Source organism: Salmonella sp. 32100201201700099SM (assembly GCF_017572645.1).
Classification (GTDB): Bacteria; Pseudomonadota; Gammaproteobacteria; order Enterobacterales; family Enterobacteriaceae; genus Salmonella; species Salmonella enterica.
Genome location: NZ_JAGERQ010000004.1, coordinates 148771 through 173406, shown reverse-complemented (window position 1 = coordinate 173406; position 24636 = coordinate 148771). Strand labels below are relative to the sequence as shown.

The 24636-nt window shown below is 46.5% G+C and carries 23 protein-coding genes and 4 pseudogenes; 5 read left to right on the top strand and 22 right to left on the bottom strand.

The features are described from left to right. Positions 1-8: 8 nt before the first annotated feature. The 20 genes from J4685_RS08190 to invF all read right to left on the bottom strand — a co-directional run bounded on the left by J4685_RS08190 (position 9) and on the right by invF (position 19823). Positions 9-269, bottom strand: coding sequence for a hypothetical protein (locus J4685_RS08190; RefSeq protein ID WP_000692250.1), 261 nt, complete (start codon positions 267-269; stop codon positions 9-11). Positions 270-312: 43 nt separating this feature from the next. Beyond that, entirely contained in the window at positions 313-561 is a 249-nt protein-coding gene (locus J4685_RS08185; RefSeq protein WP_001055579.1) for an acyl carrier protein, read from the bottom strand. Between the two features lie 18 nt (positions 562-579). Continuing rightward, complete coding sequence (gene sipA, locus J4685_RS08180) at positions 580-2637, bottom strand: SPI-1 type III secretion system effector SipA (protein WP_000258813.1); 2058 nt, start codon at positions 2635-2637, stop codon at positions 580-582. A gap of 18 nt (positions 2638-2655) precedes the next feature. Next, on the bottom strand, positions 2656-3678 hold the full coding sequence (gene sipD, locus J4685_RS08175; RefSeq protein ID WP_000932243.1) for an SPI-1 type III secretion system needle tip complex protein SipD: 1023 nt from the start codon (positions 3676-3678) through the stop codon (positions 2656-2658). A 69-nt stretch (positions 3679-3747) separates the two neighbouring features. Continuing rightward, positions 3748-4977 carry an SPI-1 type III secretion system needle tip complex protein SipC gene (gene sipC / locus J4685_RS08170; RefSeq protein WP_000909021.1) on the bottom strand — a complete coding sequence of 410 codons (1230 nt, stop codon included), beginning with the start codon at positions 4975-4977 and terminating at the stop codon, positions 3748-3750. 27 nt (positions 4978-5004) lie between these two features. Beyond that, positions 5005-6786 carry an SPI-1 type III secretion system needle tip complex protein SipB gene (gene sipB, locus J4685_RS08165; protein WP_000245785.1) on the bottom strand — a complete coding sequence of 594 codons (1782 nt, stop codon included), beginning with the start codon at positions 6784-6786 and terminating at the stop codon, positions 5005-5007. A 2-nt stretch (positions 6787-6788) separates the two neighbouring features. Next, positions 6789-7286, bottom strand: coding sequence for a SycD/LcrH family type III secretion system chaperone SicA (sicA, locus tag J4685_RS08160; protein ID WP_000386309.1), 498 nt, complete (start codon positions 7284-7286; stop codon positions 6789-6791). A 137-nt stretch (positions 7287-7423) separates the two neighbouring features. Beyond that, the gene (gene spaS, locus J4685_RS08155; protein ID WP_000097721.1) at positions 7424-8494 is read right to left on the bottom strand and encodes an SPI-1 type III secretion system export apparatus protein SpaS; all 1071 of its coding nucleotides are present in this window, start codon (positions 8492-8494) and stop codon (positions 7424-7426) included. After that, positions 8481-9272, bottom strand: a complete 792-nt coding sequence (gene spaR / locus J4685_RS08150) for an SPI-1 type III secretion system export apparatus protein SpaR (RefSeq protein WP_000964940.1) — start codon at positions 9270-9272, stop codon at positions 8481-8483. Before spaR ends, spaS begins: the two co-directional genes overlap by 14 nt. 3 nt (positions 9273-9275) lie before the next feature. Beyond that, positions 9276-9536, bottom strand: coding sequence for an SPI-1 type III secretion system export apparatus protein SpaQ (gene spaQ / locus J4685_RS08145; protein WP_000342503.1), 261 nt, complete (start codon positions 9534-9536; stop codon positions 9276-9278). A gap of 25 nt (positions 9537-9561) precedes the next feature. Then, complete coding sequence (gene spaP / locus J4685_RS08140) at positions 9562-10236, bottom strand: SPI-1 type III secretion system export apparatus protein SpaP (RefSeq protein ID WP_000526017.1); 675 nt, start codon at positions 10234-10236, stop codon at positions 9562-9564. Beyond that, positions 10226-11137 carry an SPI-1 type III secretion system protein SpaO gene (spaO, locus tag J4685_RS08135; protein ID WP_000058733.1) on the bottom strand — a complete coding sequence of 304 codons (912 nt, stop codon included), beginning with the start codon at positions 11135-11137 and terminating at the stop codon, positions 10226-10228. Before spaO ends, spaP begins: the two co-directional genes overlap by 11 nt. Then, the gene (spaN, locus tag J4685_RS08130) at positions 11137-12147 is read right to left on the bottom strand and encodes an SPI-1 type III secretion system protein SpaN (RefSeq protein WP_000503101.1); all 1011 of its coding nucleotides are present in this window, start codon (positions 12145-12147) and stop codon (positions 11137-11139) included. Before spaN ends, spaO begins: the two co-directional genes overlap by 1 nt. After that, a complete protein-coding gene (spaM, locus tag J4685_RS08125) occupies positions 12147-12590 on the bottom strand; it encodes an SPI-1 type III secretion system protein SpaM (protein WP_000555884.1) in 444 nt (147 codons plus the stop codon). The genes spaN and spaM overlap by 1 nt, the downstream gene beginning before the upstream one ends. Next, entirely contained in the window at positions 12568-13863 is a 1296-nt protein-coding gene (invC, locus tag J4685_RS08120; protein ID WP_000856761.1) for a SctN family type III secretion system ATPase InvC, read from the bottom strand. Before invC ends, spaM begins: the two co-directional genes overlap by 23 nt. Continuing rightward, on the bottom strand, positions 13860-14267 hold the full coding sequence (gene spaK / locus J4685_RS08115; RefSeq protein ID WP_001164071.1) for an SPI-1 type III secretion system chaperone SpaK: 408 nt from the start codon (positions 14265-14267) through the stop codon (positions 13860-13862). Before spaK ends, invC begins: the two co-directional genes overlap by 4 nt. Before the next feature lie 23 nt (positions 14268-14290). Then, positions 14291-16348: a type III secretion system export apparatus protein InvA gene (gene invA / locus J4685_RS08110; RefSeq protein WP_000927219.1), complete on the bottom strand. Its 2058-nt coding sequence runs from the start codon at positions 16346-16348 to the stop codon at positions 14291-14293. Between the two features lie 24 nt (positions 16349-16372). After that, on the bottom strand, positions 16373-17491 hold the full coding sequence (gene invE, locus J4685_RS08105) for a type III secretion system gatekeeper InvE (protein ID WP_000612166.1): 1119 nt from the start codon (positions 17489-17491) through the stop codon (positions 16373-16375). Next, positions 17488-19176: a type III secretion system outer membrane ring protein InvG gene (invG, locus tag J4685_RS08100; protein WP_000848102.1), complete on the bottom strand. Its 1689-nt coding sequence runs from the start codon at positions 19174-19176 to the stop codon at positions 17488-17490. The genes invE and invG overlap by 4 nt, the downstream gene beginning before the upstream one ends. Continuing rightward, a complete protein-coding gene (gene invF / locus J4685_RS08095) occupies positions 19173-19823 on the bottom strand; it encodes a type III secretion system transcriptional activator InvF (protein WP_001674874.1) in 651 nt (216 codons plus the stop codon). Before invF ends, invG begins: the two co-directional genes overlap by 4 nt. A gap of 455 nt (positions 19824-20278) precedes the next feature. On the opposite strand from invF, the gene invH reads away from it, so the two are divergent. The 4 genes and pseudogenes from invH (at position 20279) to J4685_RS08075 (ending at position 22410) form a co-directional block, all read left to right on the top strand. Next, complete coding sequence (gene invH, locus J4685_RS08090; protein WP_000715096.1) at positions 20279-20722, top strand: SPI-1 type III secretion system invasion lipoprotein InvH; 444 nt, start codon at positions 20279-20281, stop codon at positions 20720-20722. A 403-nt stretch (positions 20723-21125) separates the two neighbouring features. Then, positions 21126-21326: pseudogene (locus J4685_RS08085) on the top strand (transposase); the annotation flags it as partial. Positions 21327-21595: 269 nt separating this feature from the next. Next, positions 21596-21886, top strand: coding sequence for a DUF1778 domain-containing protein (locus tag J4685_RS08080; RefSeq protein ID WP_000855694.1), 291 nt, complete (start codon positions 21596-21598; stop codon positions 21884-21886). Beyond that, on the top strand, positions 21883-22410 hold the full coding sequence (locus J4685_RS08075; RefSeq protein WP_000971655.1) for a GNAT family N-acetyltransferase: 528 nt from the start codon (positions 21883-21885) through the stop codon (positions 22408-22410). The genes J4685_RS08080 and J4685_RS08075 overlap by 4 nt, the downstream gene beginning before the upstream one ends. A 72-nt stretch (positions 22411-22482) precedes the next feature. Here the strand turns inward: J4685_RS08075 and J4685_RS08070 are convergent. Further along, positions 22483-22910: pseudogene (locus tag J4685_RS08070) on the bottom strand (transposase); the annotation flags it as partial. Positions 22911-23136: 226 nt separating this feature from the next. Here J4685_RS08070 and pphB point away from each other — a divergent pair. Continuing rightward, positions 23137-23793 (top strand): annotated as a pseudogene (gene pphB / locus J4685_RS08065) (protein-serine/threonine phosphatase). Positions 23794-23962: 169 nt separating this feature from the next. Here pphB and J4685_RS08060 read toward each other — a convergent pair. Then, positions 23963-24483 (bottom strand): annotated as a pseudogene (locus J4685_RS08060) (cytoplasmic protein). Positions 24484-24636: the final 153 nt, after the last annotated feature.

The window sequence follows — 24636 nt, the reverse complement described above, 5'->3', positions numbered from 1 at the left end:
TATATCTTTTATAAGATTGCTTCTTCAAATTTAATCTGGTTACACAATGTCTTGATATTTTTTCGCGCCCATCGCCGGGCGCAATATTTCTCTCCTTTAATCCAGTAGAATAGCCATTCACTACGCATCGGAACACAAATCAGCAGTTCCTTCGGATCATTTTCAACATGACGTAACTTGCCTTTAATAACAAAACGCGGACTGTCAGCAATATCATCATATATTGCAGCCATACCTGAACCGGGTACTACATGTGTGATGATTTTCATAACAATTAATCTTGTTCAATTGTTGTCGAGCGAGAGAAAAATACTACACCCTGGACTCAAGACTTTTTTTAACAACACGGCATATATCCGCAAAGGTCGTCATATCAGGAAGATCGTTTTCATTACAACTAATGTCAAACTCCTCACTAAGACCAAATACAATATCAATTAAATCCAATGAGTCAGCGTAAAGATCCTCAACCAGATGGGTCTGACCATTGATACTATCAACATCAACGGCAATACAGGAGGTGATCACTTTTTTGACTCTTGCTTCAATATCCATATTCATCGCATCTTTCCCAGTTAATTAACGCTGCATGTGCAAGCCATCAACGGTAGTAATAACCCGATCCACACCAGGTTTATTCAGGTATGACTCGTAAGCCGGGCCAGCTCGCCAGCTACCATCTCCGATAAGGCCGTCCAGCACATTACTTAACACATAGTCAGTTTCCCCTTTTTGCCTGGTCAACCCCGCCTCTCTGGCAAACTGCAATGCAATCTCAGCCAGTTTTTCTTTTTGTGGATGATGAGTAATGACCTCTTTGAGCGTCTCCATTTTCGCTTTCAATTCTGGGTGTTTGTCAATATCGCTACATTGCGCTTTCAACGCTGCACTCTTTATCGTGTCATTGGGTAATATTTCCCCACGCAAGCCGTCAAACGCTCTGCGTACAGGAAACGGTGTAGAGGCATCCGGCTCCAGGGCTTTACGTATCACACCCAAAAACGCCTCACGGGCGTTGAAATGTATTGAATGCATATTCGTAACGCTCGGTACTGTTGAGAGGAAACTATTTTGCTTAAACTTCAAACCAGAAAATGGGCCAGTCTTATCTGTCTGGCTATTATCATTATCGGTCGTACCGGCTTTATTACCTGTAATTACCGTCGAGTCTGATTGTAAGGTATCGATTTTAACATTCTCGACGCCAGCCAGTTGACTGGCAAGCGGCTTCACATTCACAATCTCTGCCGTCTGGCTTTGCTGTTTATTATCATCAACGCCGTGCACCGTGGCCTGTAACGGCTTGCCGATAATGCTCTTGCTGGTTACGCCATCGACTTCATCAAAAGAGGTTGTTTCACCCGTAGTGCCCTTTTCTGACGTGACCACCTTTCCATCTTTACTTTCGGATGAAGAGTTGGTCACAGCCTCTGCCGTCGCATGAGCCGTGACGTCAATTTTACCCGCGATGCCATGGTCAATTGTCCCTGTGCTGGCGCTGTGTGCGGTCTCCGTTTGATGCGTAGTCGAATCCACACGCGAATGACTATGACTTACGTTGCTGCTGTTAGTCGAATGGTGTGACTCGCCATGGCGTTGGCTGTTATCAATAAATGTTCGGCTATTATCAATCGTCTTCCGGCTATTATCATGGTTGCTATTATCGATATGGCGCTGGCTATTATCGACATGGCTTCGGCTATTGTTAATATGCTTACTGTTATCCACGCTATGGTTACTGCTATCAATATTAATATTGATATTAATACCCGTAGGTTCTGCTTTTTTCCCACCATCAGGTACTGGTCCAGCCGCAGGTTCCGGAATTTTAGGGTCAGGCAGTTTATCTGCAGGAATTTGTGCAAAAACATTACGTAGCAGCAGGGGTATCAACGTTTGCATTTCAAGGTGCCGGGCTTCCCGTCCTACGCTGGTACCCTGCTCTTGCGTTAATTTTTGGTGGCACATATCAAGCGCCTCAACCGCCTTCGCCGCCGCTTTGTCAACAAGCTGCGTAAGACTGCTGCGGGTTAACGGATCTAACGTACAGCCAAAGTTATGTTCAATGCAGCTGGCAATATAGGGCATCACCTCCTGCATAACAAGATTCGTCGATAATTTACTTAATTCACCGCCAGTGTTATTTTTGATGATATCTAACAGCTGCTTTTCCAGGTTTTCCAGCTTCGCTTCCGCTTTCTTTGTTTCTGGCAGCCATGGCCCAAAAGCTGACTTTTCTTTCAGGCCATCTTTTATGATTTGCGCGGTATACTCTGCCCCCACCTTCATCAGTAGCGTCTTCGCCTCAGGAGAATCACTGGCGGCGTTGAGCGCTGAACGAAAGAGGCCGGCAAACTCCATTATCGCTTTCTTACCGGCGACATTATTTGAATTGGTAAAAACTTCTTTTAACGCCTCGGCGTCTTTCCCGCATTTAAACAACGCATCCAGACTCGCCTGTTTGATCAGCGCGGGAAAATCTTCCAGTTGCTGGCCTTTAATTTCCCCTGACAGCGTTGCTGTGGCACTTTCTCTGACCGCGGAAAGATTCGCCGCAAGATTCGTGGCCTGCGTTTTGATCTCGGTCTGCATACCTGGCATTATGACGGGGGGCTGAGTTCTTACACTTGTAACCATTATTAATATCCTCTTCTGTTATCCTTGCAGGAAGCTTTTGGCGGTTTCCAGGCTGCTACTTATCGTACTGCTCAGCACTTTTACCAGGTTGTCGTACAATGAATTGGCATTGCTATATTTTTGCGTCAGCGTCTGTAATGTGGTTTTCAGATTTTCTTCCTGTGCTTTAAAACCCGACTGCCAGGCTTGATATTTGGCGTTATCCAGTTCAAGGGCTGAACCCGATCCTATTCCATTAAGATCGCTAACCATTTTGCTCAGTGGCCCCGTATCCACCAGTACGACATAACCAGAACCAGACGCCTTTAGACAGCTGTCCGGTAAATTCAATTCTTTAATCCACTGCTCAGCTTCCGCTTTCGTTGCTGTTGTCATTCCGCTGCCAGTTTGCGAGGGAAATAAAATCGTATTTTTATTTATTTGAGTGTATTTATTAATTAAACTACTTATTTCACTTTTAAGTGAGTCAACATTTAGCTTAATGGTATTTCCATCCTTACCAGGCGATAACCAGCCTCCCATTTTGGAAAGAATATCACTGAAGGCCTGATAAAAATCGGTATAGACTGCGACAACGTTTTCATAAACGCCCAGGTAGCTGTCACCTATCGCCGATATATTTTGGGAAACCATATCCCAAATCTCAGCATCAGAAATGGTTGTTCTCGGCTGCGCCATAGGCGAAGCGCTAAATAAGGCCGACGTCGGCGCAGAAAACGTGCTCCGCAGGTTCTCATTTTGTTCTGCGGATAATGACACGCCGGACTTCGCCAGCGCATTCAGGCTGCTGGTCAACTGTTGGCGCGCCAGCGTGCGCTCGTCATTATTCTCTTCAGAAATCGGTGGCGTTGACTGCAGCGTCTGCTGTGCCTGCTGGATTTTAGTAGCCGCCTGCGATAATGAAATGATATCTGTGCCGCGATGTTCTGTGGTAGACGGTACCACGGCAATCTCGGCGTGCTCGCTCGCCGAAGGAGTCTGCGGCCGTTCGGCAACGATCCCCGGATGAGGAGAAGCGGAATAATTTTGAATATTAAGCATAATATCCCCAGTTCGCCATCAGGAGGGCGATTAAATCCCCCCCTGATGGCGTATAGTTGATCTGTCAGATTAAGCGCGAATATTGCCTGCGATAGCAGCGAGTGCGGATGCTTTCGACTGGTTAATGCTCTCCATTGTTTTCAGCATTTCCTGAATCAGGCTGGTCGATTTACGTGAACTTTCACGGGCTTCGTCCGATGCGGTGCTGGCAACCCGGTTATTCACCTGGCTAATTTGCTGCTCGGAACGTTCCTGAGTAGCGGCGTACTGCCCGGACGCCCCTGCAATACCACCGACCGTGACTAAGTTCTTCATAATCAGATCGCCCGTCATCTGCATCTTGCGCGCATCGATTCGGGTCATATCCATGGTATTCTGCTCAAGACGAATATCGGATTCGACAGACTCAAGACGTTTCGACAGAATAGCCTGATGTTCAGGGGAGATTTGTTTATTACTGTTTTTAATACCCAGACTTTCCGTGGCGCTGGTTCCGGCATTAGATTTAAGCGTCGCATCATTAAGATTTTTCGTCGCATCGGTACCGGTTTTCTTCATATTTAACGATTTCAGAGAATCGACGCCTTCAGCACCAAGTTTGACGCTATTCTGCCCGTTCAGCACGTTTTTAATACTGTGGCTTTCAGTGGTCAGTTTATCGATCTTCGCGGCATTATGTTTAAGCGCGCCTCTTTCATTCTGCAGCCCCTTATATTCCAGTTTGGCGCCCACGCCAGTGATCCCCAACTGAAGCGCGCTCTGGGAAATACTACCGGACAACGCATTCATCCCTTCGCGCATCATGGAGCTTGCCGTCGTTTTAGCTGCATCAAAACTGACTAATGACAACTTACCAGACAGTTTGCTATCAGCCTGGTTCAACGTCAGCATTAACGTATTCGCGGCAGCCAACAGCGCAACGGCACTGGAAGACATTCCGCTAATATCAAAAAACTTTCCGACTTCTGCCTGCTGCTCGCGTAACTGGGTTTGCACAACCTCATTCGCTTTAGTCGTGACATTATTTGCCAGGGCATTCAAATCCTGATTCATGTCGGTATTTTGAATACTGGCTTTTAAAAAGGACGTGATCGTTCCGGGGGTTTGCGTTAATACCCCTGGCGCAGGCGCGCTCAGTGTAGGACTCAACCCCAGGTCACTGACTTTACTGCTGCTAATACCAATACTATTCAGAATATCTTTAGCGCTAACGGATTGCGAAGCTGTCTGTGAACTATTCTCAACAGAATGATTATTTAAATAAGCGGCGGGATTTATTCCCACATTACTAATTAACATATTTTTCTCCCTTTATTTTGGCAGTTTTTATGCGCGACTCTGGCGCAGAATAAAACGCGAAGCATCCGCATTTTGCTGTACCGCAGAAGACATGGCTTTTTGCAGTTCCGCCGTTACCTTCTGGTTTTCACCAAATATTTCTACGGATTGTTTAAGCCACTGCTGAATCTGATCCATGGCAAAACGGGCGAGCATAAAATCAGCAAGCGCCTCGCTGGCATTTTTAATAAATACCCCCTCGGCAACCCCACCGGCTGACTGGGCTGCGGTATTCGTGACTTCCATGCTCAACGCCACTTTATTTAGGGTATTACCTACCAGCTCTTTACTTAAGGCATTCGTTTGCAGGCCCATCTTGCTACCCACATTACCCAGGCCGCTAGTAATACGTTGCATCCCCTGGGTAAAGAGTTTGCTGCCGTTTTGTGCCAACTGTTTCAGCACGTTAGGCACCAACTTCTTAATCGTTTCGCCCATCATTTTGCTCAGCGCGTTACCCAGTTTCGCCGCCGCGCCTTTCCCGACAACTGCGACCACCACAATGACCGCTACCATGGCAATAGCGGCGACAATCGCACCAACAATGCTGCCTGCCATCTCTGCCGTTTTCTTATCGACGCCTAATCCTTCCAGCGCTTTGGTAATCGCCTTGCCAATCAGCTCCATTAACGGCTTCAGCACATGCTCCATAATCGGGTTTAGCGCCTGCTGAATAAACGACACCCCCGTCGCCGCCTTCACAATTTCATCGGCCACCATTACCGCAAGTCCCACCGCAGCCAGCGCCAGACTCGCCCCACCGGTAAAAACAGCGGCCACAACGCTGACAATGGTTAGCAGCGCGCCGAGGACTTTCCCGATACATCCCATAATGCGGTTCGTTTCCTCGGCTTTGCGCGTCTCTTCCTGGAATTCAGCCGATTTCTTTTCCATCTCCGCCTGACGCCCTTCCTGCAAGGCGTTGAAAAGCGCAAGATCGTTTTGCAGGCTTTCTTCCGTATTTTTGCCCACAATCTCAATAAACATGGCCATGAGCATAGTGAGGCGGGCGACATTTGACAGATTATCCTGCTCACCCTGGGAAACCTGATTCTGAGAGGCGGCATTAGCCGTTCCCTGGAATTTGGTCAGAATGTTATCCGCTTTCTCGGCTTTCGCTTTGGCGTCTGTGCCTGCTTTAACCGTCGCATCCGTGGCCTTATCTAAGGCCTCTTTCGCCTCTGTCGCTTCTTTTCCGGCCTGTTCTACCGCGGCTTCAGCTTGTGCATAGCCGGGGTCAGCCGGGTCCAGCGATTGCAATTTATTTTGCGCCTGCGTCAGTTTTTTGGCCGCAGCGTCATAAACACTCTTGGCGGTATCCGTCTTTTTGATGCTGGCTTCATAGAGATCCGTCGCCTCCTGAGCCTCTCCCAGAGCCGTCTGGAATTCTTTCGATACCTGAATCCCCATCTCTTTTTGTGACTCAATCATCGCCTGCCATACCGCCAGACGAGACTCCAGTTGAGACAGCGAAACATCGCCCAGTAGTGTCATTAACTTGCCAAGCAGTAATGTCAATTGCCCTTCGCTGGAGAGTTTTTCCCGGGCGGCGTCCGTAGGCGGCTTTAGACCCACCGTATTAATAGCGCTCTCGCCGGACTTTGTTCCGGCTTTAAGGTCGCCCGCTTTCGTTGCCACCACATCTTTAAAAGCTTTATCCGCCGCTTTTAAAAAGTCCGTGTTCTTACGAACGCCTTCAAAAGCCGCCTCAGCGAGGCGCGGATTTTGGGTATATCCGCTACGGCTAATGCTACTTGCGTCATTTACCATAATTATTCCTTTTCTTGTTCACTGTGCTGCTCTGTCTCCGCCGTTTTTAGCGCCTCCAGATAGACCAACGCTTTTGCCCGCAGAGACTCATCTTCAGTACGTTCATTGACAAGTTCAAAACACTGTCTGGCTTTTGCCGCCTTACGCATTAATAATTGACACTGCCCGGTAAAAAAAACGGGGCGATAATCATTTTTAAGTAACGTAAACGCTACTGCATAAAGGTCACATGCTTTCTGAAATTGTTTTTTCAGTTGGCATACCGCCGCCAGTCCCATGGTGTAATCGGGATTGTAAAAATCATAAATGCATAAGAAACGAAAGAATGTCTCAGCTTCATCCAGTCGTCCCTGGTTATAAAACTCATAAGCATGAGCATATAAACCGTCCATCATATCTTGAGGGATCCCGTGAACGTCTTTTAGCGTGGCGCCTTCACTAACGGCATCCCAAATCATTTCCGCAACACGTTCTTCGCTGACATTATTTTGATAATCCATTACTTACTCCTGTTATCTGTCACCGACTTTGTAGAACTTAACGACTGCGTTTATCTGATGCAGTTATTAACCCCCGACGGTGGTTAGTGAACATTCAAAAAACGCCCAATGAATACATCGCTACTGCTTTACGCGGCTCAATGCCGTACCTCGTTTTCTTGTGGCTGAATAACGTCTTTGCCCGCGTTTTCTACCTCTTCCAGCCAAACCAGAAGACGTAAAACTTCATCAATTTCTTCCAGACTCACCAGATCATAACGGCGATGGGTTTTGAAAAGACTGCGCGCCAGTTTGATATCGACGATCACAGGTACGCCAACCTTCTCCGCATAGGCGCGGACGGCCAGTGCGCGCTGATTCGTTTCATACACCGAGATCATCGGAATCGGCATCAATTCGGGTTTAAAATAAATCCCGATCGTAATATGCGTGGGGTTGGCAACAATCAGGCGTGAGTTTTCAATATCGGATTTCACCTGTTCAGACAGAATTTCCATATGAACTTCACGTCTTTTAGATTTAACCTCTGGGTTCCCTTCCTGCTCCTTCATTTCACGCTTCACTTCTTCCTTATCCATTTTCATATCTTTCATGGTCAGGAAATATTCCGCAATAGCATCCAATAATAAGACAATCAATGCGCAAGCAAGGCAAGTTAATACCAATGCGAGGAGAAGTTCACGCCAAATGACGGCAATATCCACAACATTGCCATTTAACTGAGAAAAGATTTCAACCTTATATTTCTTCCAGCAAATGATGGCGGCCACCACAAAGGATGAGAGATACAGTAGGGTTTTGACCGTATCTTTAACCGTGCGCATACTAAAAAGTTTTTTCGCCCCTTCTACCGGGTTTAACGCCGATAAATTAGGTTTTAATGCTTCTGTCGCCAGCACGAAACCGGCCTGTAATAACGCCGGTAATGCGGAACACACTAAACAGAGCAGCATAAATGGAATCAGATATTTTAATCCTATCCCAAAAACGGCCAAACTGTAATCAGCCATGCTCTGATCAAAATTATCCGCAATAATGATCTTAATTATCCCCATAAACTCATTAAATGAGCCATACGACACCAGATAGGCAATTCCTCCCAGCGTCAGACAGGCGATAATGAGATCTTTACTTTTAAATGATTGGCCTTTTTTAGCGGAGTCTTCCAGCCGTTTTTTAGTCGGTTTTTCTGTTTTATTCGAGGACATGCGTCGCCCCTCGCTCGTAAAACCAACTGCTTAACCCTGTGGCCTGGAAAGAGAGTCGCAGTACATTGTCCGGTAGTACCGGAGAGAAATAAAGCAGCATAATTAAAACGGCAATGCCGCTTTTTACCGTCAGTGAAATCGCAAAAGCGTTCATTTGCGGAGCAAAGCGCGACAATAAACCCAGGAATACTTCTGACAGCAACAGCACTAATACCACCGGACTGGCCAGAACCAAGGCGTTTTGAGCCACCTGATTAATAAACGTTAATAGCGGCGGTAATGAAGGCGTGCACTCGTTCATCGGATCGCATAGCTGATAGCTTTTATTTAACACGTCAACCATCGTGACCAGACCGCCGTTTTGTAAATAAACGACAGCGGCAAACATATTCAGGAAATTAGCCATTTCCGAGGTATCAATACCGTTTGCCGGATCGATACTGCTACTTAGCGTTGCCCCTCGCTGGTTATCGATAATACAACCCAGCGCATGCATAACCCAAAAAGGCCATGACAGCAGACAGCCCAGCATGACGCCTACCGCCGCTTCTTGCAGAACTAACGGGATCATCGCCACCGATAAAAACGGCGGCGCCTCGTTCAATGCATGCGGCCATACTCCCAATGCCACCAGGATGATAATGGCGTTTCTCGGCGCGCCGCTTAATACCCCGCTATTCAAAAACGGCAGGAAGAAAAAAATCGGCGCTACGCGAGCAAACCCTAGTGCCGCAGACGCAACAAGGTGATGAATTTCAAAGTACAACGCGTAAAGCATTTTTTACCCCTTAGCCAACGCCAGGAATATCACCTGACGCCCGTAAGAGAGTAAAACTTCGCCATACCAGCCAGACAGTAAAAACAAGCATAAACACACGCCAAGTAATTTAATGCCAAAAGGCAGCGTCTGTTCCTGTAATTGCGTTACCGTCTGGAATAACCCTACCAGGAGGCCGATAATCGTTGCGACAATCGTCGGCCACCCTGACAGGATCAAAACAAGATAGAGCGCCTTATTACCTGCAAACACTAAATCATCCATTTAACTATCCCGTCTCGTAATGATGTCATGTTGCAATGTCCATATACTGTAATATCAATCCTTTAGACAGTAAGGTCCAGCCATCAAGCGCGACAAAAAGCACCAGCTTAATAGGTGTAGATATCGTCACCGGACTCATCATCATCATCCCCAGCGCCAGTAGCACGCTGGATACCACCAGGTCGACGACAACAAAGGGCAAATAGAGATAAAAACCAATTTTAAACGCGCTTTTTATTTCGCTCAGCGCATAAGCAGGTAATAACGCAAATATTGATGGTTTTTCAATTTCATCTTTGTCACGCTTTACCGTCTCGGTCTCTTCTCCATACTGACGCTTCAGTTGCGCGTTTTCAAAAAACTGAACTAACTCGCGATCTGAATATTTGCTCAGATAATCGCGATAACCATCCAGACCTTCATCAACGTGTTTACTTAATGACGAAATATCATTAAAGGTGACATCTTCGTCCTCAAAATAGACGTAGGCATCATGCATTATTGGCCACATAACAAACATAGAAAGCAGCAATGCGACGCCGTTAAGCGTCATATTTGAAGGTATCTGCTGCAATCCCAGGGCGTTACGCACCATGACAAATACAATAGAAAATTTAACGAAACAGGTTCCTGACGCAATAATAAATGGCAACAGGGTGGAAAATGCCAGTAAGGCAATTAATGAGATATCATTCCCCATTACCAGACTCGCTCAGCCATTCATGGATCTCAACGCCTAAGGTGTCATTCATCTGTACCAGTTCGCCATTACCCAGCAAAACACCATTCGCCATAATTTCAACGTTAAGTTCAGCATTGGTCGGCAGTGATAATAGCTGTTGCTGCCCCATGGCTTCGAGTTCGGCGAGGGTAACGTTCTTACGATACAAAACAAATTCCAGTTTGACGGGCAATTGATTCAAGCCAGGCAGAGTTTCTGCAGTTTCAGTTGTATTATTTTCTTCTTCGATATGTTGAATATCTAACGTTTCCACAATAATTCCCCCTTCAACACGGTTGAAATGACCTAACTTTTTCGCGTAGCAATAAACTTCCGCACGGGAAGTACGAATCAGGAGTACATCTCCGATCCCGATTCGGCCCAGCAAAGAACGCTGCGTATCACTGCTACCGATTACAAAGCGCAACGGCCAACGCAGCATTTTCGGCCTGCCGCCCGCGACTGCAGGCAGTTCAGGAAGATGCTCAAACCACAGGCCGCCCCGATCGCTCATAATGTGCAACAATTTCCCTTCCGGCAGCGCGCTTCCCGGTACGGGGTTCTCTACGCATAAACGCCGACAGGACAAATGCGGCACGGGCAACTCAAACGGTCGCTCTGTTGCAGCAAGCCAAGGAACGACCAGGTGCTCAGCACCGGCAGAAACCGCCGCCCCCGCCAGAGCGGGAGAGACATGCTCAAGCCAGTCCCCAGGTTTAATCCAGGCCGACCACCGTTTTTCTGCATCGCTCAACCGAACCCACATTCCCTGTCGCGTCGGATATTCCAGCGTCGCTTCCCGGCCATGGCGCTGGCATTCTGTCGCGGTTTGCGCCAATAGCCATTCGCGACGATCAATCTGTCTCACACGCAATGACATTAGGCGTCATCCTCCTCGCCAGATTGCTGTCTGTGCTGTTGCTGCTGCGGATTTTGTTGATCGTCTCGCGTCAGGTGCCAGCGCTGGGGATTACCGTTTTGCCATTGATCATGCAAACGATGTTCAACCTGCGTATTTGACGGTATTAACGAAAACTCCCCTGCTTGCCGCGCCTGAATATTGACGGAATAGTCATTTCCCCAGCGCTGAAAACGGTAAGTCAGCGAGCTATCCTCTCCTTTCACGCCATCGGCAGTGGGAAAAATAGTCATCATCGGCTTTGATTGCGCCGCTAAAGGCATTTTTTCATCGCCGCCGGTTAATTGGCTAAGATCGGCGATAGTGGTTGGTTGCAGCGGAAGCTGAGAAACATCTTTAACCTTTTTATGATCTTTATCGTCAGGCTTACCGGTATTGGCTGCGGCCATTCGGGCAGGTGCGACATCCCGCGCCAGCGGCGCGCCCTCTTTACGAACGCCTTCGCCCGCGATGGCTTTATTATCCCCAGGCAATGCCTTGATATTATCGTCAGAGATTCCCGTGGCGTTATCGGTTACTTCACTAACGGATTCCACGGCTTTTAAATCAGCAGATAATTTTTTACCGCTTACGCTTTCTAACGGCCTATTTTTAGGCGATAGCAACGCTGCGGATTTATCTACTTTGGCCTCCGCAGAAATCAAACCGACAGATTTTTCAGCAGTGACTTTCAACAGTTTTTCAGCAATCCTGAGTTCGCCTTTTCCGTTATGATGCAGACCAGAAACGTTGCCATTGTGATGTTCTGATTTCGCTGGCGCGCCATGTCGCCATGCCGCCAGTAATACCGGTAAAGCCGTTTCTTTATGCATTACGAAAGCATCGCCATAGTCGCGATCTTTTTTATCACCGGAATATTCTGTCTTATGTTTTTCCACCGCTTTTTTTAATGCTTCTGATAAACCGCCAACCTCATCCTGCTGCGGCAGTAAAATGTTCCCGGATGAACTGACAGCTGACACATCGCCCATTAAATTATCTCCTCTGACTCGGCCTCTTCCTGCTGTATCTCTCGCTGGATATAGTGTCTTTTCTGACGAATTATCCAGCGTTGATAGTTCCCTTCTTTGCGCAACCAATATTTACTTTTTTTCTGAAACTCTTCCCTTTTCTTTTCCAGCTCGCTCCGTTTTTCCTGAATTTGTATAATCTGGAGTTCTAAATCTTTTATCTGCCGGCGAACAATAGACTGCTTACGTAATAACGTATAAATTTCCTCACGACTGAGCTGTCTGTTTTCTGCACGCAGCGTATCTAATAACAATTTCAGACCCGCTATTTGTTCAAGGATCGCCTCCTCCTCGGCCTGCAGCCCGCGGTCCTCATCCTGATAGCGAAGTAATATCGACTCACACTGTGAATGAAATACCGTACAGCGCCGCTGTAAAACTTTAATTCTGGTCAGCGAATGCATTCATACCGCTCAACGTGTCATCAAAGGATGAATATTGCGCTACCGGCTGGCATAACCAGGCTTTCAGGCTATCCCGCATCTGCATCGCCCGATCGTTATCGATATTTTCGCCAGGACGATATTCTCCCAAGTCAATGAAAAGCTGGAGCTCTTCCAGACGCGTCATTAATTTACGCACGGCAGATGCCTGTTCAGCATGTGTCGGCGTCGTGACTTGTCCAAAAACGCGGCTTACGCTTTTCAGTACATCGATTGCCGGGTAATGTCCCTGCCCGGCCAGCTTTCTGCTCAGATACAGGTGACCGTCAAGGATAGAGCGAATTTCATCCGCCATCGGGTCCGCCTCTTCCTCGCTTTCCAGCAGTACCGTATAAAAGGCAGTAATGCTTCCCTCGCTGGTCGCCCCGGGGCGTTCCAGCAAGCGGGGCAAATTATCGAATACGGAGGCGGGATAACCTCGACGGGCCGGACGCTCTCCCGACGCCAGTGCCACATCTCGCAAAGCACGCGCATAACGGGTCATGGAATCGATAAAAAGCACGACCCGTTTTCCCTGGTCGCGAAAATATTCCGCTACGGTTGTCGCCAGTTGCGCCGCATTGCAGCGATCGACCGAGGGGAAATCGGAAGTGGCAAAAACCAGCACGCATTTTTCTTTCTTATGCGAAGCGCGCAACATATCCACGAATTCAGTGACCTCACGGCCTCGTTCACCGATAAGACCGATAACAAAGACATCCGCCTCCGTTTGCTCGATCAGCATATGCATCAGCATGGTCTTACCGCATCCTGCGGAGGCAAAAATGCCCATTCGCTGGCCTACGCCACAGGTCAATAACCCGTCAATCGCGCGCACACCGGTAATCAGCGGTTCACGGACGCCAACGCGCGAAGCGTAAGACGGCGGTGCGACATCAATAACGCGTTCTTCGCTAATCGGCGCCACTTCAGGGGCAAAACGCTCAACGATTTTCCCTGTCGGATCCAACACCGCGCCTAATACTGAGTATCCCACCCACGCCGATAACGCACGTCCAGTGGGATAAAGCACGACATCGCGGCTCAGCCCCTGGGCATTGCCGATAAGGCTCAGCACGGTGCGTTCCCGCTGTAAGCCAACCACCTGCGCACGTGCAACAACCTGTTTTTGGTGCCAGCCACGGCGTATTTCACACAGTTCGCCAATGGCCACATCGCGCAATTCCGCCTCAATAATTGGGCCGGTTATTTTTTGTGGGTAGGCCAGATATTGCAGTAAACGAGGTGTTTTCATCTCATTAGCGACCGACTAAAAACTTCCAGATAGTTGTAAAACCCATTCAAGGCAGTAGAGAACTTTTCACCGTCAGATAAAAAATCCGGATGCACTAAGGCTTTAAGCGTTAGCTCCCCATTCTGCTCCCCCAGTAGTAATTGCCCGCCGCGGGCAAAATGGCATCCTTCCATTATGGTCATTAAGATTTCATAAGCCCGCTGTTGTAATACCACCATGCTGCCAGCACCCAATTGCGCCCAGATCCATACATCATCGTCCTTGACGCTGATACAGATACTTGGCAATGCAAATAAATCCAGAACAATTGTTGAATGGCTATCTATTCCTCCAATTAATGAAGGATCGCAACCACTTACTTCCAGTGCGGAACGAACTAATTCAGCGATATCCAAATGTTGCATAGATCTTTTCCTTAATTAAGCCCTTATATTGTTTTTATAACATTCACTGACTTGCTATCTGCTATCTCACCGAAAGATAAAACCTCCAGATCCGGAAAACGACCTTCAATCATTTTCTTAATAAATCGACGGACATCGACAGACGTAAGGAGGACAAGATCTTTATGTGCAATCAATAAATCATCCAACTTAAGTGTAATGAGATCCATCAAATTAGCGGAGGCTTCCGGGTCAAGGCTGAGGAAGGTACTGCCAGAGGTCTGACGGATCCCTTTGCGAATAACATCCTCAACTTCAGCAGATACCATTACTGCTCGTAATTCGCCGCCATTGGCGAATTTATGACAAATATAACGCGCCATTGCTCCACGAATATGCTCCACAAGGTTAATGACATCTTTTTCTCTTGGCGCCCACAATGCGAGCGCTTCCATAATTAATTTCATATTACGCACGGAAACACGTTCGCTTAACAAACGCTGCAAAACTTCAGATATACGTTGTACCGTGGCATGTCTGAGCACTTCTTTAAGTAAATCAGGAAATTTCGCTTCCAGTTGGTCCAGCATATGTTTTGTTTCCTGAATACCGAAATATTCATTGACGTTGCGCGCCAGCGTCACCGCCAGACAGTGGTAAAGCTCATCAAGCGCGTTCCGCAACACATAGCCAAGCTCCCGGAGTTTCTCCCCCTCTTCATGCGTTACCCAGAAATACTGGCTGCTACCTTGCTGATGGATTGTTGGATTAATGCCAAAGGAAACAACTTCATCGGAATAATTTACCACTCGCATCAAATCAAAATAGACCGTAAATTGTTCAACACGGATCTCATTAATCAACAATACGATGCTGTTATCGTCCAGGCCCTCGCCATCGCGTAACAATACTTCCGGCAGGCGCACGCCATAATCAATAAAGAACTGACTACGTAGGCGCTCCGCAAGTTGAGCTTTTTCCAGATCTTCACGCCGGCTCTTCGGCACAAGTAATATCAACGGTACAGTCTCTGTAGAGACTTTATCGAGATCGCCAATCAGTCCTAACGACGACCCTTCTTTTTCCTCAATACTGAGCGGCTGCTCGCCTTTGCTGGTTTTAGGTTTGGCGGCGCTACGTTTTGCTTCACGGAATTTAAAATAGAAGAGTACGCTTAAAACCACCGATAAAATAACAAATACCGGCAGCGGGAATCCCGGCAGAGTTCCCATTGAAATGGTCAAAATAGCCGTAACAACCAATACAAATGGGTTGTTCAACAGCTGCGTCATGATATTCCGCCCCATATTATCGCTATCGCCATTTACGCGAGTCACGATAAAACCGGCACTAATCGCAATCAACAATGCGGGGATCTGGGCGACAAGACCATCACCAATGGTCAGCATGGTATAAGTAGACAGAGCGGAGGACAAATCCATACCATGGCGGGTCATCCCCACCGAAATACCGCCAATAAAGTTCACAAAGATGATAATGATGCCGGCAATAGCGTCACCTTTGATAAACTTCATCGCACCGTCAAAGGAACCGTAAAGCTGGCTTTCCCTTTCCAGTACGCTTCGCCGTTCGCGCGCAGCATCCGCATCAATAATACCGGCCTTCAAATCGGCATCAATACTCATCTGTTTACCGGGCATACCATCCAGAGAAAATCGGGCCGCGACTTCCGCGACGCGTTCTGAACCTTTGGTAATAACGATAAACTGGACCACGGTGACAATAGAGAAGACAACAAAACCCACCGCCAGGCTATCGCCAATAACGAATTGCCCGAACGTGGCGATAATTTCACCGGCATCGGCTTCAATCAAGATAAGACGGCTGGTACTGATCGATAATGCCAGACGAAAGAGCGTGGTAATTAACAGTACCGCAGGAAACGTTGAAAAACTGAGGATTCTGTCAATGTAGAACGACCCCATAAACACCAATATCGCCAGTACGATATTCAGTGCGATCAGGAAATCAACCAGATAGGTAGGTAATGGAATGACGAACATAGAAATGATCATCACCATTAGTACCAGAATCAGTAATTCAGGTCGTAAACGAGCACTGTTAAGTAGAGAAAGCAGCACTATAGGTATCCTGTTAATATTAAATTAAGACAGCTTTTCAATAGTACGACGCTGTTCTGCCATTTCATGCTTGTAGGCAATATCGGTCATACTACGTAACGCCATTAACAATTCTTCCTGCCAATATTCTTCATAAAAGAGTGAAGAGGGTATGGCTTTACATACTTGATAAAATATCTGCAAAAAGGATGCATGTTCTTTATGACTAAGCAATAACGCATTCAAACCTATAATATCGGCTAACAGCGAATCCACTTCATGTGGCTGTTGCAATAGCGAAAGCATCAGTAGTAGCCACGACGACTCCTCCGCATTAAACGCTTTGGTAAACGAATACGACAACAATGTACTCACAAACAGTAGGTCAGCGGAGCGCAACATTTTAAGTTGCGTCAGGCGTCGTAAAAGCTGGCCAAACTCCAGGCGCGAACAGCTGGCGTCATTCGCGTCAATATCGGTTAATAGCGAACCCTCGATAAAATCCAGTACCACCAGTCGACGTTGATAGCCATAACTGGCTATCCAGTCAGAGTAAATCTCCACTTCATGTGATTCACTCTGGATAAATTGCCGATAGCTGGCGCGCAATAAGCCTGGTTTTAACGATAATGTTTTCCCAAAAAGCCGGGCCTTCAACGCACAATTAATCCCTGCCTTGAGGGTCTTCGGATCGGTTTGCTCTTCAACGTGCTTAAGTAACGACTCCAGCTTTTTCCGCACGATCTCTTCCAGGTCTTTACGACGAAGCAATTCGCGTAACACAAGGACTAAATCACTGGGGTCAGGAAATAAGCTACGCGCCTGACGTAAAAAATCTTCTAACGCGCCGCCATGTACGCTAATTAGCTTTAATATTTGCTTCGCCTTCGGTAAAGCCTCATCCTCCAGCACGCGTTCAAAACTGTTAGATAAATTACTGGATTTTTTTTCATAATCGCGACGGTTACGAAATTGCGCCAGCGCCGCTGACATTTCGTCCGTCGACTGGACAAATTTTTGTACTTCCGCCCCTGGAGACGAATCCTCTGCGGCCTGTTGTATTTCCGCCTGTTGCGCATCAGTATGCTGGGTCGCATCCTGATGAGATGCCTGCCGGGACAATATTCTGGAAAATGAAATACCGGAGGTTGAGCCAGGAATCATTTAATTACCTCCTGACCTCTATCCAGATAAACACGAACCCATTTCTGTAACTTATCGTCCCCACTCCAGGCACCGCTTTGCTTCAGAATATTGTTTACCGATTCGCTGGCATCCGGCGTTAACGGGTCGACAATTTCTTTTGGTTCAATCATGAACACACGAACAACATTACTTTTATTCTTACTGGAATAACGGAACAGGCTACCAATAAGCGGTAATTTGCCTAAAAACGGAATACTTTGGACAGTATCGGTATTTGCATCCCGTGTATAACCACCGACCAGCAAACTTTTTCCGTGCGGAACTCTTGCAATAGTGCTAATTAACGTTCGCCCGACTTCGGGTAACGCATCTACGGAGGTGGTAGTATCGGATTGCGGCGTCTTATCGTTGCCATCTTCAATGTCCAGCGACATTTCTATCTGACCATCTGCGGAAAAACGGGGCAGCACTCGGATCATTGTTCCGTATGTTACATGCTCAAGCGCCACATTACGTTCCCCAATCAGCTTGGTGTAAAACGTTCTGTTGTTATCAAAAATAGCGGGAACATTTTCCTGAGTCAGTAATACCGGACGCGAAACCACCGTCGCCTGTTTCTTCTCTTCTAACGCATTGACCGCGGCGATGAATCGGCTGCCATCGAGGGTACTTATTGAAGACTGGTTTAATGACACGCCAAGTTTGTCCCCAATAGTTATGCTGCCGCTCCATGAAGTGCCCAAACGCTCCAGATCGCTTTTATTAAGATCGACAATCCACAGGGATAATTCTACGTGACGTTTGGCGACATCCAGCGCTTTAACCAGCATTTCGATAAAATGCACCTGCTCAGCCGTTCCCTTTACTAACAAACTGTTGGTATCCGGATAGGCCACGATTTTAATATTGCCCGCCGCGGCATTTTGCTTTAAAGCTTCCTGCAGACTCATGCCACCGGCATAATTTGCTGCTTTACCTTTTTCTCCATTCGCTGAAAATGCTGGCATCGCCGGGGGTTCGCTACTGACAATATTACCTAAGGGTTGCTCTTCTCCCTGCAATAACCTTTCAATGGCCGTAGCAATACCGGGAATAACCATTTTCTGATCGCGCAGATTGTAGGTACGATCGCCCACGAAGGTATTGTTCAGACGCATCACCCCTATTTTCTGGCGTCCCAGCTCAATACCATCGTTTTGCTTGTCCATCATGGTGGCGGCGTTGACCACCATATCAACATAGACGGGTGGCCCTGAAACATAGAATGTTCCTTTACGGTTATCGCCACGTAGCGGGTAATTTTTGTTATATAAACCTGAGCGTTTTAGAAAATTGTTGAACTCATTGAGTGAGACGTTGCGTAAAGAAACCACGGCATTGCGCATTTCACTGGCGTCATAAATATAGATAGCCTGCCCATCGAAATACCAAATCAGCCCCAGTTGTAGGGAAAGCTTCTCCAGTAATGCGTTAGGATCGTGAAACTCAAAGTTGCCCGTAATTTTTTTTCGTGCCGCCATTTTGCTAACAATGACAGGCTCCTTTAGCTGTAGCGCCATGGCATCGAAAAATGTCCGCAGGCTATCGTCTTTCGCAACAAACCCACTTCCCGTTACAGGTATTTTTTCACTAGAATAACCAGGTGCAACCAGAACAAGCGCGGCACATGCCAGCACTCTGGCCAAAAGAATATGTGTCTTCATTTGTCTGCCAATTGAATAATATTTGATAATTTCCGCGGCGAAACGCCGATCAGCTCTTTGATCTCACTAGAAAAATGTGAAGGCGATGAGTAACCATGATTAACGGCTAATTGGGTGATGTTCTCGTGGCCTTCTACACTATTCAGCAGCGATTGCGCCATACGCCAGTTTCGTAATTCACTCTTCGCTTTTCCGCCCAACGCTCTGCTGCACAAACGACGAAAATGGGTATAAGAAACGCCATAGTCTTCTCCCAGCATTCTCATCGTGTTGCCGCTGGTTGACTGAGCGAGTAAATAGCCAACCAACCAGTAACTCTCGCTTTTTCGTAACAGCGCCAGTACCTTATTGAAGGCCGGAGAAGGCGTAATAATTTGCTGCAAAAACCAGTACTCGCAGCGTTTACGATCTTGCCAAATAGCGCGAAACTCAGGACTCAGCAAAACCCATTTATCGGATTCAGCATATGTCGTGTCCACTAATCCTGCGCCATCGATAAATGCCAGTAATTTGCTGAGTACTTCAATTTTTAACGGTCGAAAAACCAGGTCTCCTGATACTGGTGCGACAACGGCCTGCTCGCAAAAAAGCAGCGCGCCTTCCTGAATCAGGCAGTTTTCATTGTGTCGGCTTTCAGAAAATGACATATGCAGCTTTTGCGCGGAACACGTCTGTATAAACCATGCTTCCGGGCTGCGGATTTTCCGCTTCTCTCCTTCTTTAAGTACTTCCTGCGTATTTAGCATAGTTGTCAGCACCAGTTAAAAATCATTTTAATATGTAAACAATACCAGGAGCGGGTGGCAAAATCCTGATGCAATCATTATGAAACTGATGCCACCCGCTAATTAAATTAGCCAACTTGCACAGCGCTTGCTGATTTAAAATAGAAAATCAGCTCATAGTATACAAATTATGGCTTATTGTTCTACAGCAGCAAAAATTCAGATATTGTCGTCGGGATGGAGAATTAATTATTTATATCAGGAGTTTTTTTTGCTAGCATTCCTGAAACGCATTCGCCCCTTATCACTATTGTCAGATAACATTCTGACGGTTGTGTAAAAACATGGCGCCTCATTCTTCTGTAGTTGGAGTTAATATGAAAAAATTTTATAGCTGTCTTCCTGTCTTTTTACTGATCGGCTGTGCCCAGGTGCCCCTCCCTTCCTCCGTGAGCAAACCGGTACAGCAACCTGGCGCTCAGAAAGAGCAACTGGCCAACGCAAATAGTATTGATGAGTGTCAGTCTCTTCCGTATGTGCCGTCAGACCTTGCGAAGAATAAATCATTATCAAACCAGAACGCTGATAATTCCGCATCAAAAAATAGCGCAATCAGCTCAAGCATTTTTTGCGAAAAATATAAACAAACCAAAGAACAGGCGCTTACCTTCTTCCAGGAACATCCACAATACATGCGTTCGAAAGAAGATGAAGAGCAACTCATGACCGAATTTAAAAAAGTTCTACTTGAACCCGGAAGTAAGAATTTAAGCATATATCAGACGTTACTTGCTGCCCATGAAAGACTGCAAGCCTTATAAGGCCATATCACCGCTGACTGAACTCATCATGATATAATTAAGACCATATTTTGCATTACCACTTAATATCAATATAATTATTATAGCTATGGTCACTTTTACGGTTGGCCATTTGTCTCTTACGTTGCATTTATCAATCTGCTTTTTGATACAGCAGCACCTCGCTGCTGCTTTTTTTATTTGTGATAAAGAACGGCCTCCCAAACTCGGGAAAATAGCCGAAACTTATACTGATAAACTATCGTCTCGTATATCGCGATAAACTGACATCCCCCTCTTGCCCCACATGTTGGCATTCTTACGATACCCCATCCACTTTTCGCGGATAACGTTCTTTTGAACTTACCCAGCAATAGTGGACACACAACTAAGTGAGTAAACGCTCAAGCAAGAGGTGACTCACATAACAAAACCAGCATCAACCACCAAAAAGCCACGCAAGCAGCACACGCCTGAATTTCGTCAGGAAGCCCTGAAACTGGCGGAACGCATTGGGGTGCCCGCTGCCGCCCGTGAGCTTAACCTGTATAAATCACAGCTCTACAGCTGGCGAAGCAAACAGCAAACTCAGCTCTCTTCTTCTGAACGTGAGCAGGAGATGTCCGCCGCTTAGGGTTGTGTTCATACTACGCGGGTAGGATCAATCAAGCAGTTACGGCAAAAAAGAGAATCATGAATATATTTAGCAAACTCCCTGATGATACGTAATCAGTGAGATTAAAATAATGCAATCGCGATAAACCGAAGTTAATGCCCTGTTTAAAGACAGTGAACGACCTTCTTGCCATGTCTGGACTATATCAGCCTCACATGTACGCTTTGAAAGCGTACAGATATGTATTATAATTGTACATATTGTTCATAAACAGGAGGATGAAAACCATGCCTCAGATAGCTATAGAATCTAACGAAAGATTGTCGTTACGTGTATCGACGGATGCCAAAAAGTTGATAGTCCGCGCTGCGGCAATCCAGCAAACCAACCTGACGGATTTTGTGGTCAGTAACGTACTACCTGTCGCACAGAAGATTGTTGATGCCGCCGAACGGGTATATCTGACGGAGCGTGATACTCAAATGATCATGGAAATTTTAGATAACCCGCCAGCGCCGAATGAAAAGCTTCTTGCCGCTGCTTTCGCCCTGCCGGACATGAAGAAATGATGTTTACAGACTGGCATGAGGCCGCGATAGGGAAAACTCACAATCGAATGAATTTTGATTGTGGGGATGCCGATCTGAACCAATTCCTGCAACGCCATGCACGACAAAATCATGAGAAAGGGACAACAAAAACCTACGTTGCGCTTGATAATTCGGATGTTACACGTATCCACGGCTTTTACTCAGTCAGTCCTGCATCACTGATATATGCACAGGTTCCCGGCGCAATCAGCAAAGGATTAGGGAGATATGATGTGCCAGTGTTTCGTCTGGGTCGTTTAGCCGTAGACAAATCTATGCAGGGGCAAGGGCTGGGAGCACAACTTTTGTTATCTGCCGGAAAGCGTTGCATACAGGCGGCTTTGCAGGTCGGTGGCGTAGCCCTGCTTATTGATGCCAAAAATAAACAGGTCTGCGACTGGTACAAAGGATTTGGCGCAGTACCATTAAACGATCAACCCCTTTCCTTGTTGCTGTCGTTTAAAACGCTTTATGCTGCTTTATCTGCATCTGGTAGGTTATGACAACATGAGGCTTTGTTGAATAATTCAGAATCGGCCAACGATAAGGATACAGGACTCCCGCCGGAGCACTCGTTATACGAGCCTGACGCTGGTCAGCATTGCCAACAACGTCATCCGGTTCAGCGCTTTGACCATCGCCATCGCCATCGCCATCGCTTCACCCACCTGCGCGTCATAGTTCCGCAGGCTCAGATGGCCGCCCAGCAAGGTTTTGAGACGGAACATCGCTGTTTCCACTACTGAACGACGGTGATAGCCCACTTTCTTTTCCAGACCTCATTGCTGCCGCTCAGATGTTGATTCGCCACCGCGTGGTTACGCTCATGGTACTTGCCCGGCCAGTATCGCGCACCGCTTCGTGGCGGGATTAGCGGCCTGATTAATAACACATCATGGCAATAGCGCGTGTCATAAGCGCCGTCAGCCGAGGCTTCCCTGATTTTACGGTGAGTCTGGCTAATCAGCCCCGGCAGTGCCTGCGCATCTGTCGTGCCGCTGAGCGGGAAAGTATGCCTTTGCAATTAATCAGGAAAGTGTTGCGCGAGAAATAGCGCATCTTTCAAGCACATCGTCTACTTTAATTAACCGATTCATAAAATATATATTATCTGTTCATTTCTAGCTTGTAGGCTATTTTAATAACTGTGTATTTTAAACAATAAAAATTAATATTACCCTACTTCTTTGTTATAATACCAGCCTCCAAAATTGTGCTATAGGAACATCATGGAATTAATTCGTTATGCTGACATCAACAGCGATCTCTATCGCCACATTTGAGTCGTTGGTGATATTCATGGATGTTACTCCTTATTGTTAACCAGACTGGCTCAATTAAATTTCTCTCCTGATACCGATCTATTGATCTCCACTGGAGATAACATTGATCGAGGAAAAGAAAACCTTGAAACACTGAGACTGTTAAATACCTCATGGTTTATTTCTGTAGTGGGTAATCATGAAGCTATGGCGCTTGACGCTTTTGAAACACAGGATGGCAATTTCTGGTATGTAAACGGTGGTTACTGGTACGACTCGGTCACCCAAAAAGACAGGCAAGAAGCCACTGAGCTATTACTAACTTTTAAGCAGCGTCCTCACATCATAGAGGTTAAAACGTCCTCAAAGAAGTACGTGATTGCCCATGCCGATTATCCAGATGACAGCTACGATTATGGGAAGCAAGTTGATATTGATAGCGTTCTATGGTCACGCGATCGTCTGCTTAGTTCGTTACAGGGGAATATCCATCCAATACGCGGTGCGGATACTTTCATCTTCGGCCATATGATTGTTGACTACACAACAACATTCGCCAATCAAATCTACATTGACACCGGTTCTTTCTGTTCAGGCAATCTGTCTTTTTTTAAAATAAAGTAGTCTAGAAATAGAATTATATAATATTAACCCTCCCTGCATTATGGCAATGATATAGCCTTCAATAAGTACCATTGCTCATTCGTAATAGCGTCTAAATTTCGCGTTTTTCCGCCCATTTCATCATTAAGATCGCAGACCAAAAAACGAAGCCGTAATCCGACGCAGGTAGTTACTCGATCGCCTGAGAAGAGTAAAGATCGCACAGCTCAAGATACCTATCGGAATAAAGCACAATAACCGTGGTGGCGAAATGGATCGGCTTGCCTTCATGCAACACAATCTTGATTACGGTCTTGAGTTCGGAAGCATCCGTTTCCCTCTTAATTTTGTTGTGATTTCTCTTTGTTGCGAACATGGTCTGAACTAATTGCCTGCAGATTGCCTTGTTTCGTCAATATTTGGAAAATCGAACACATTTTCAACTTTTACTTTCAAGACAGAACTTGGCTTCCTACCCTCACTGACATTACGATCTGACGAGGCTACTCTTCGCTGGATTACGTAGGTTTTTTTCGTCAAACTGGCTTTTACCCCGAAACCAGCAGGAGCTTCTCTGTGGTCATCGAAAACAATGTAGAGTTTTTGAGCTGGGTTAGCTTCGAAAACGATTTTTCCAGAGCGACTGAGTGCAGGCTTAACATTGATACTTAACTTGTTGATAATGAAAGGCTGGCTGAGAGTTGTTTTCAAAGTATCACCCCTGTTGTAGTCCAGGAATGATGAGAATGTAACCTGTCACATTTTAGGCTACAGGTGAGCTACAAATTTATGGGTTTATGTGAGTTTATAAGGGTTTTACCCGGGGCCACATGAACACTTGAAAGAATAAAAAAACGAGTAAAA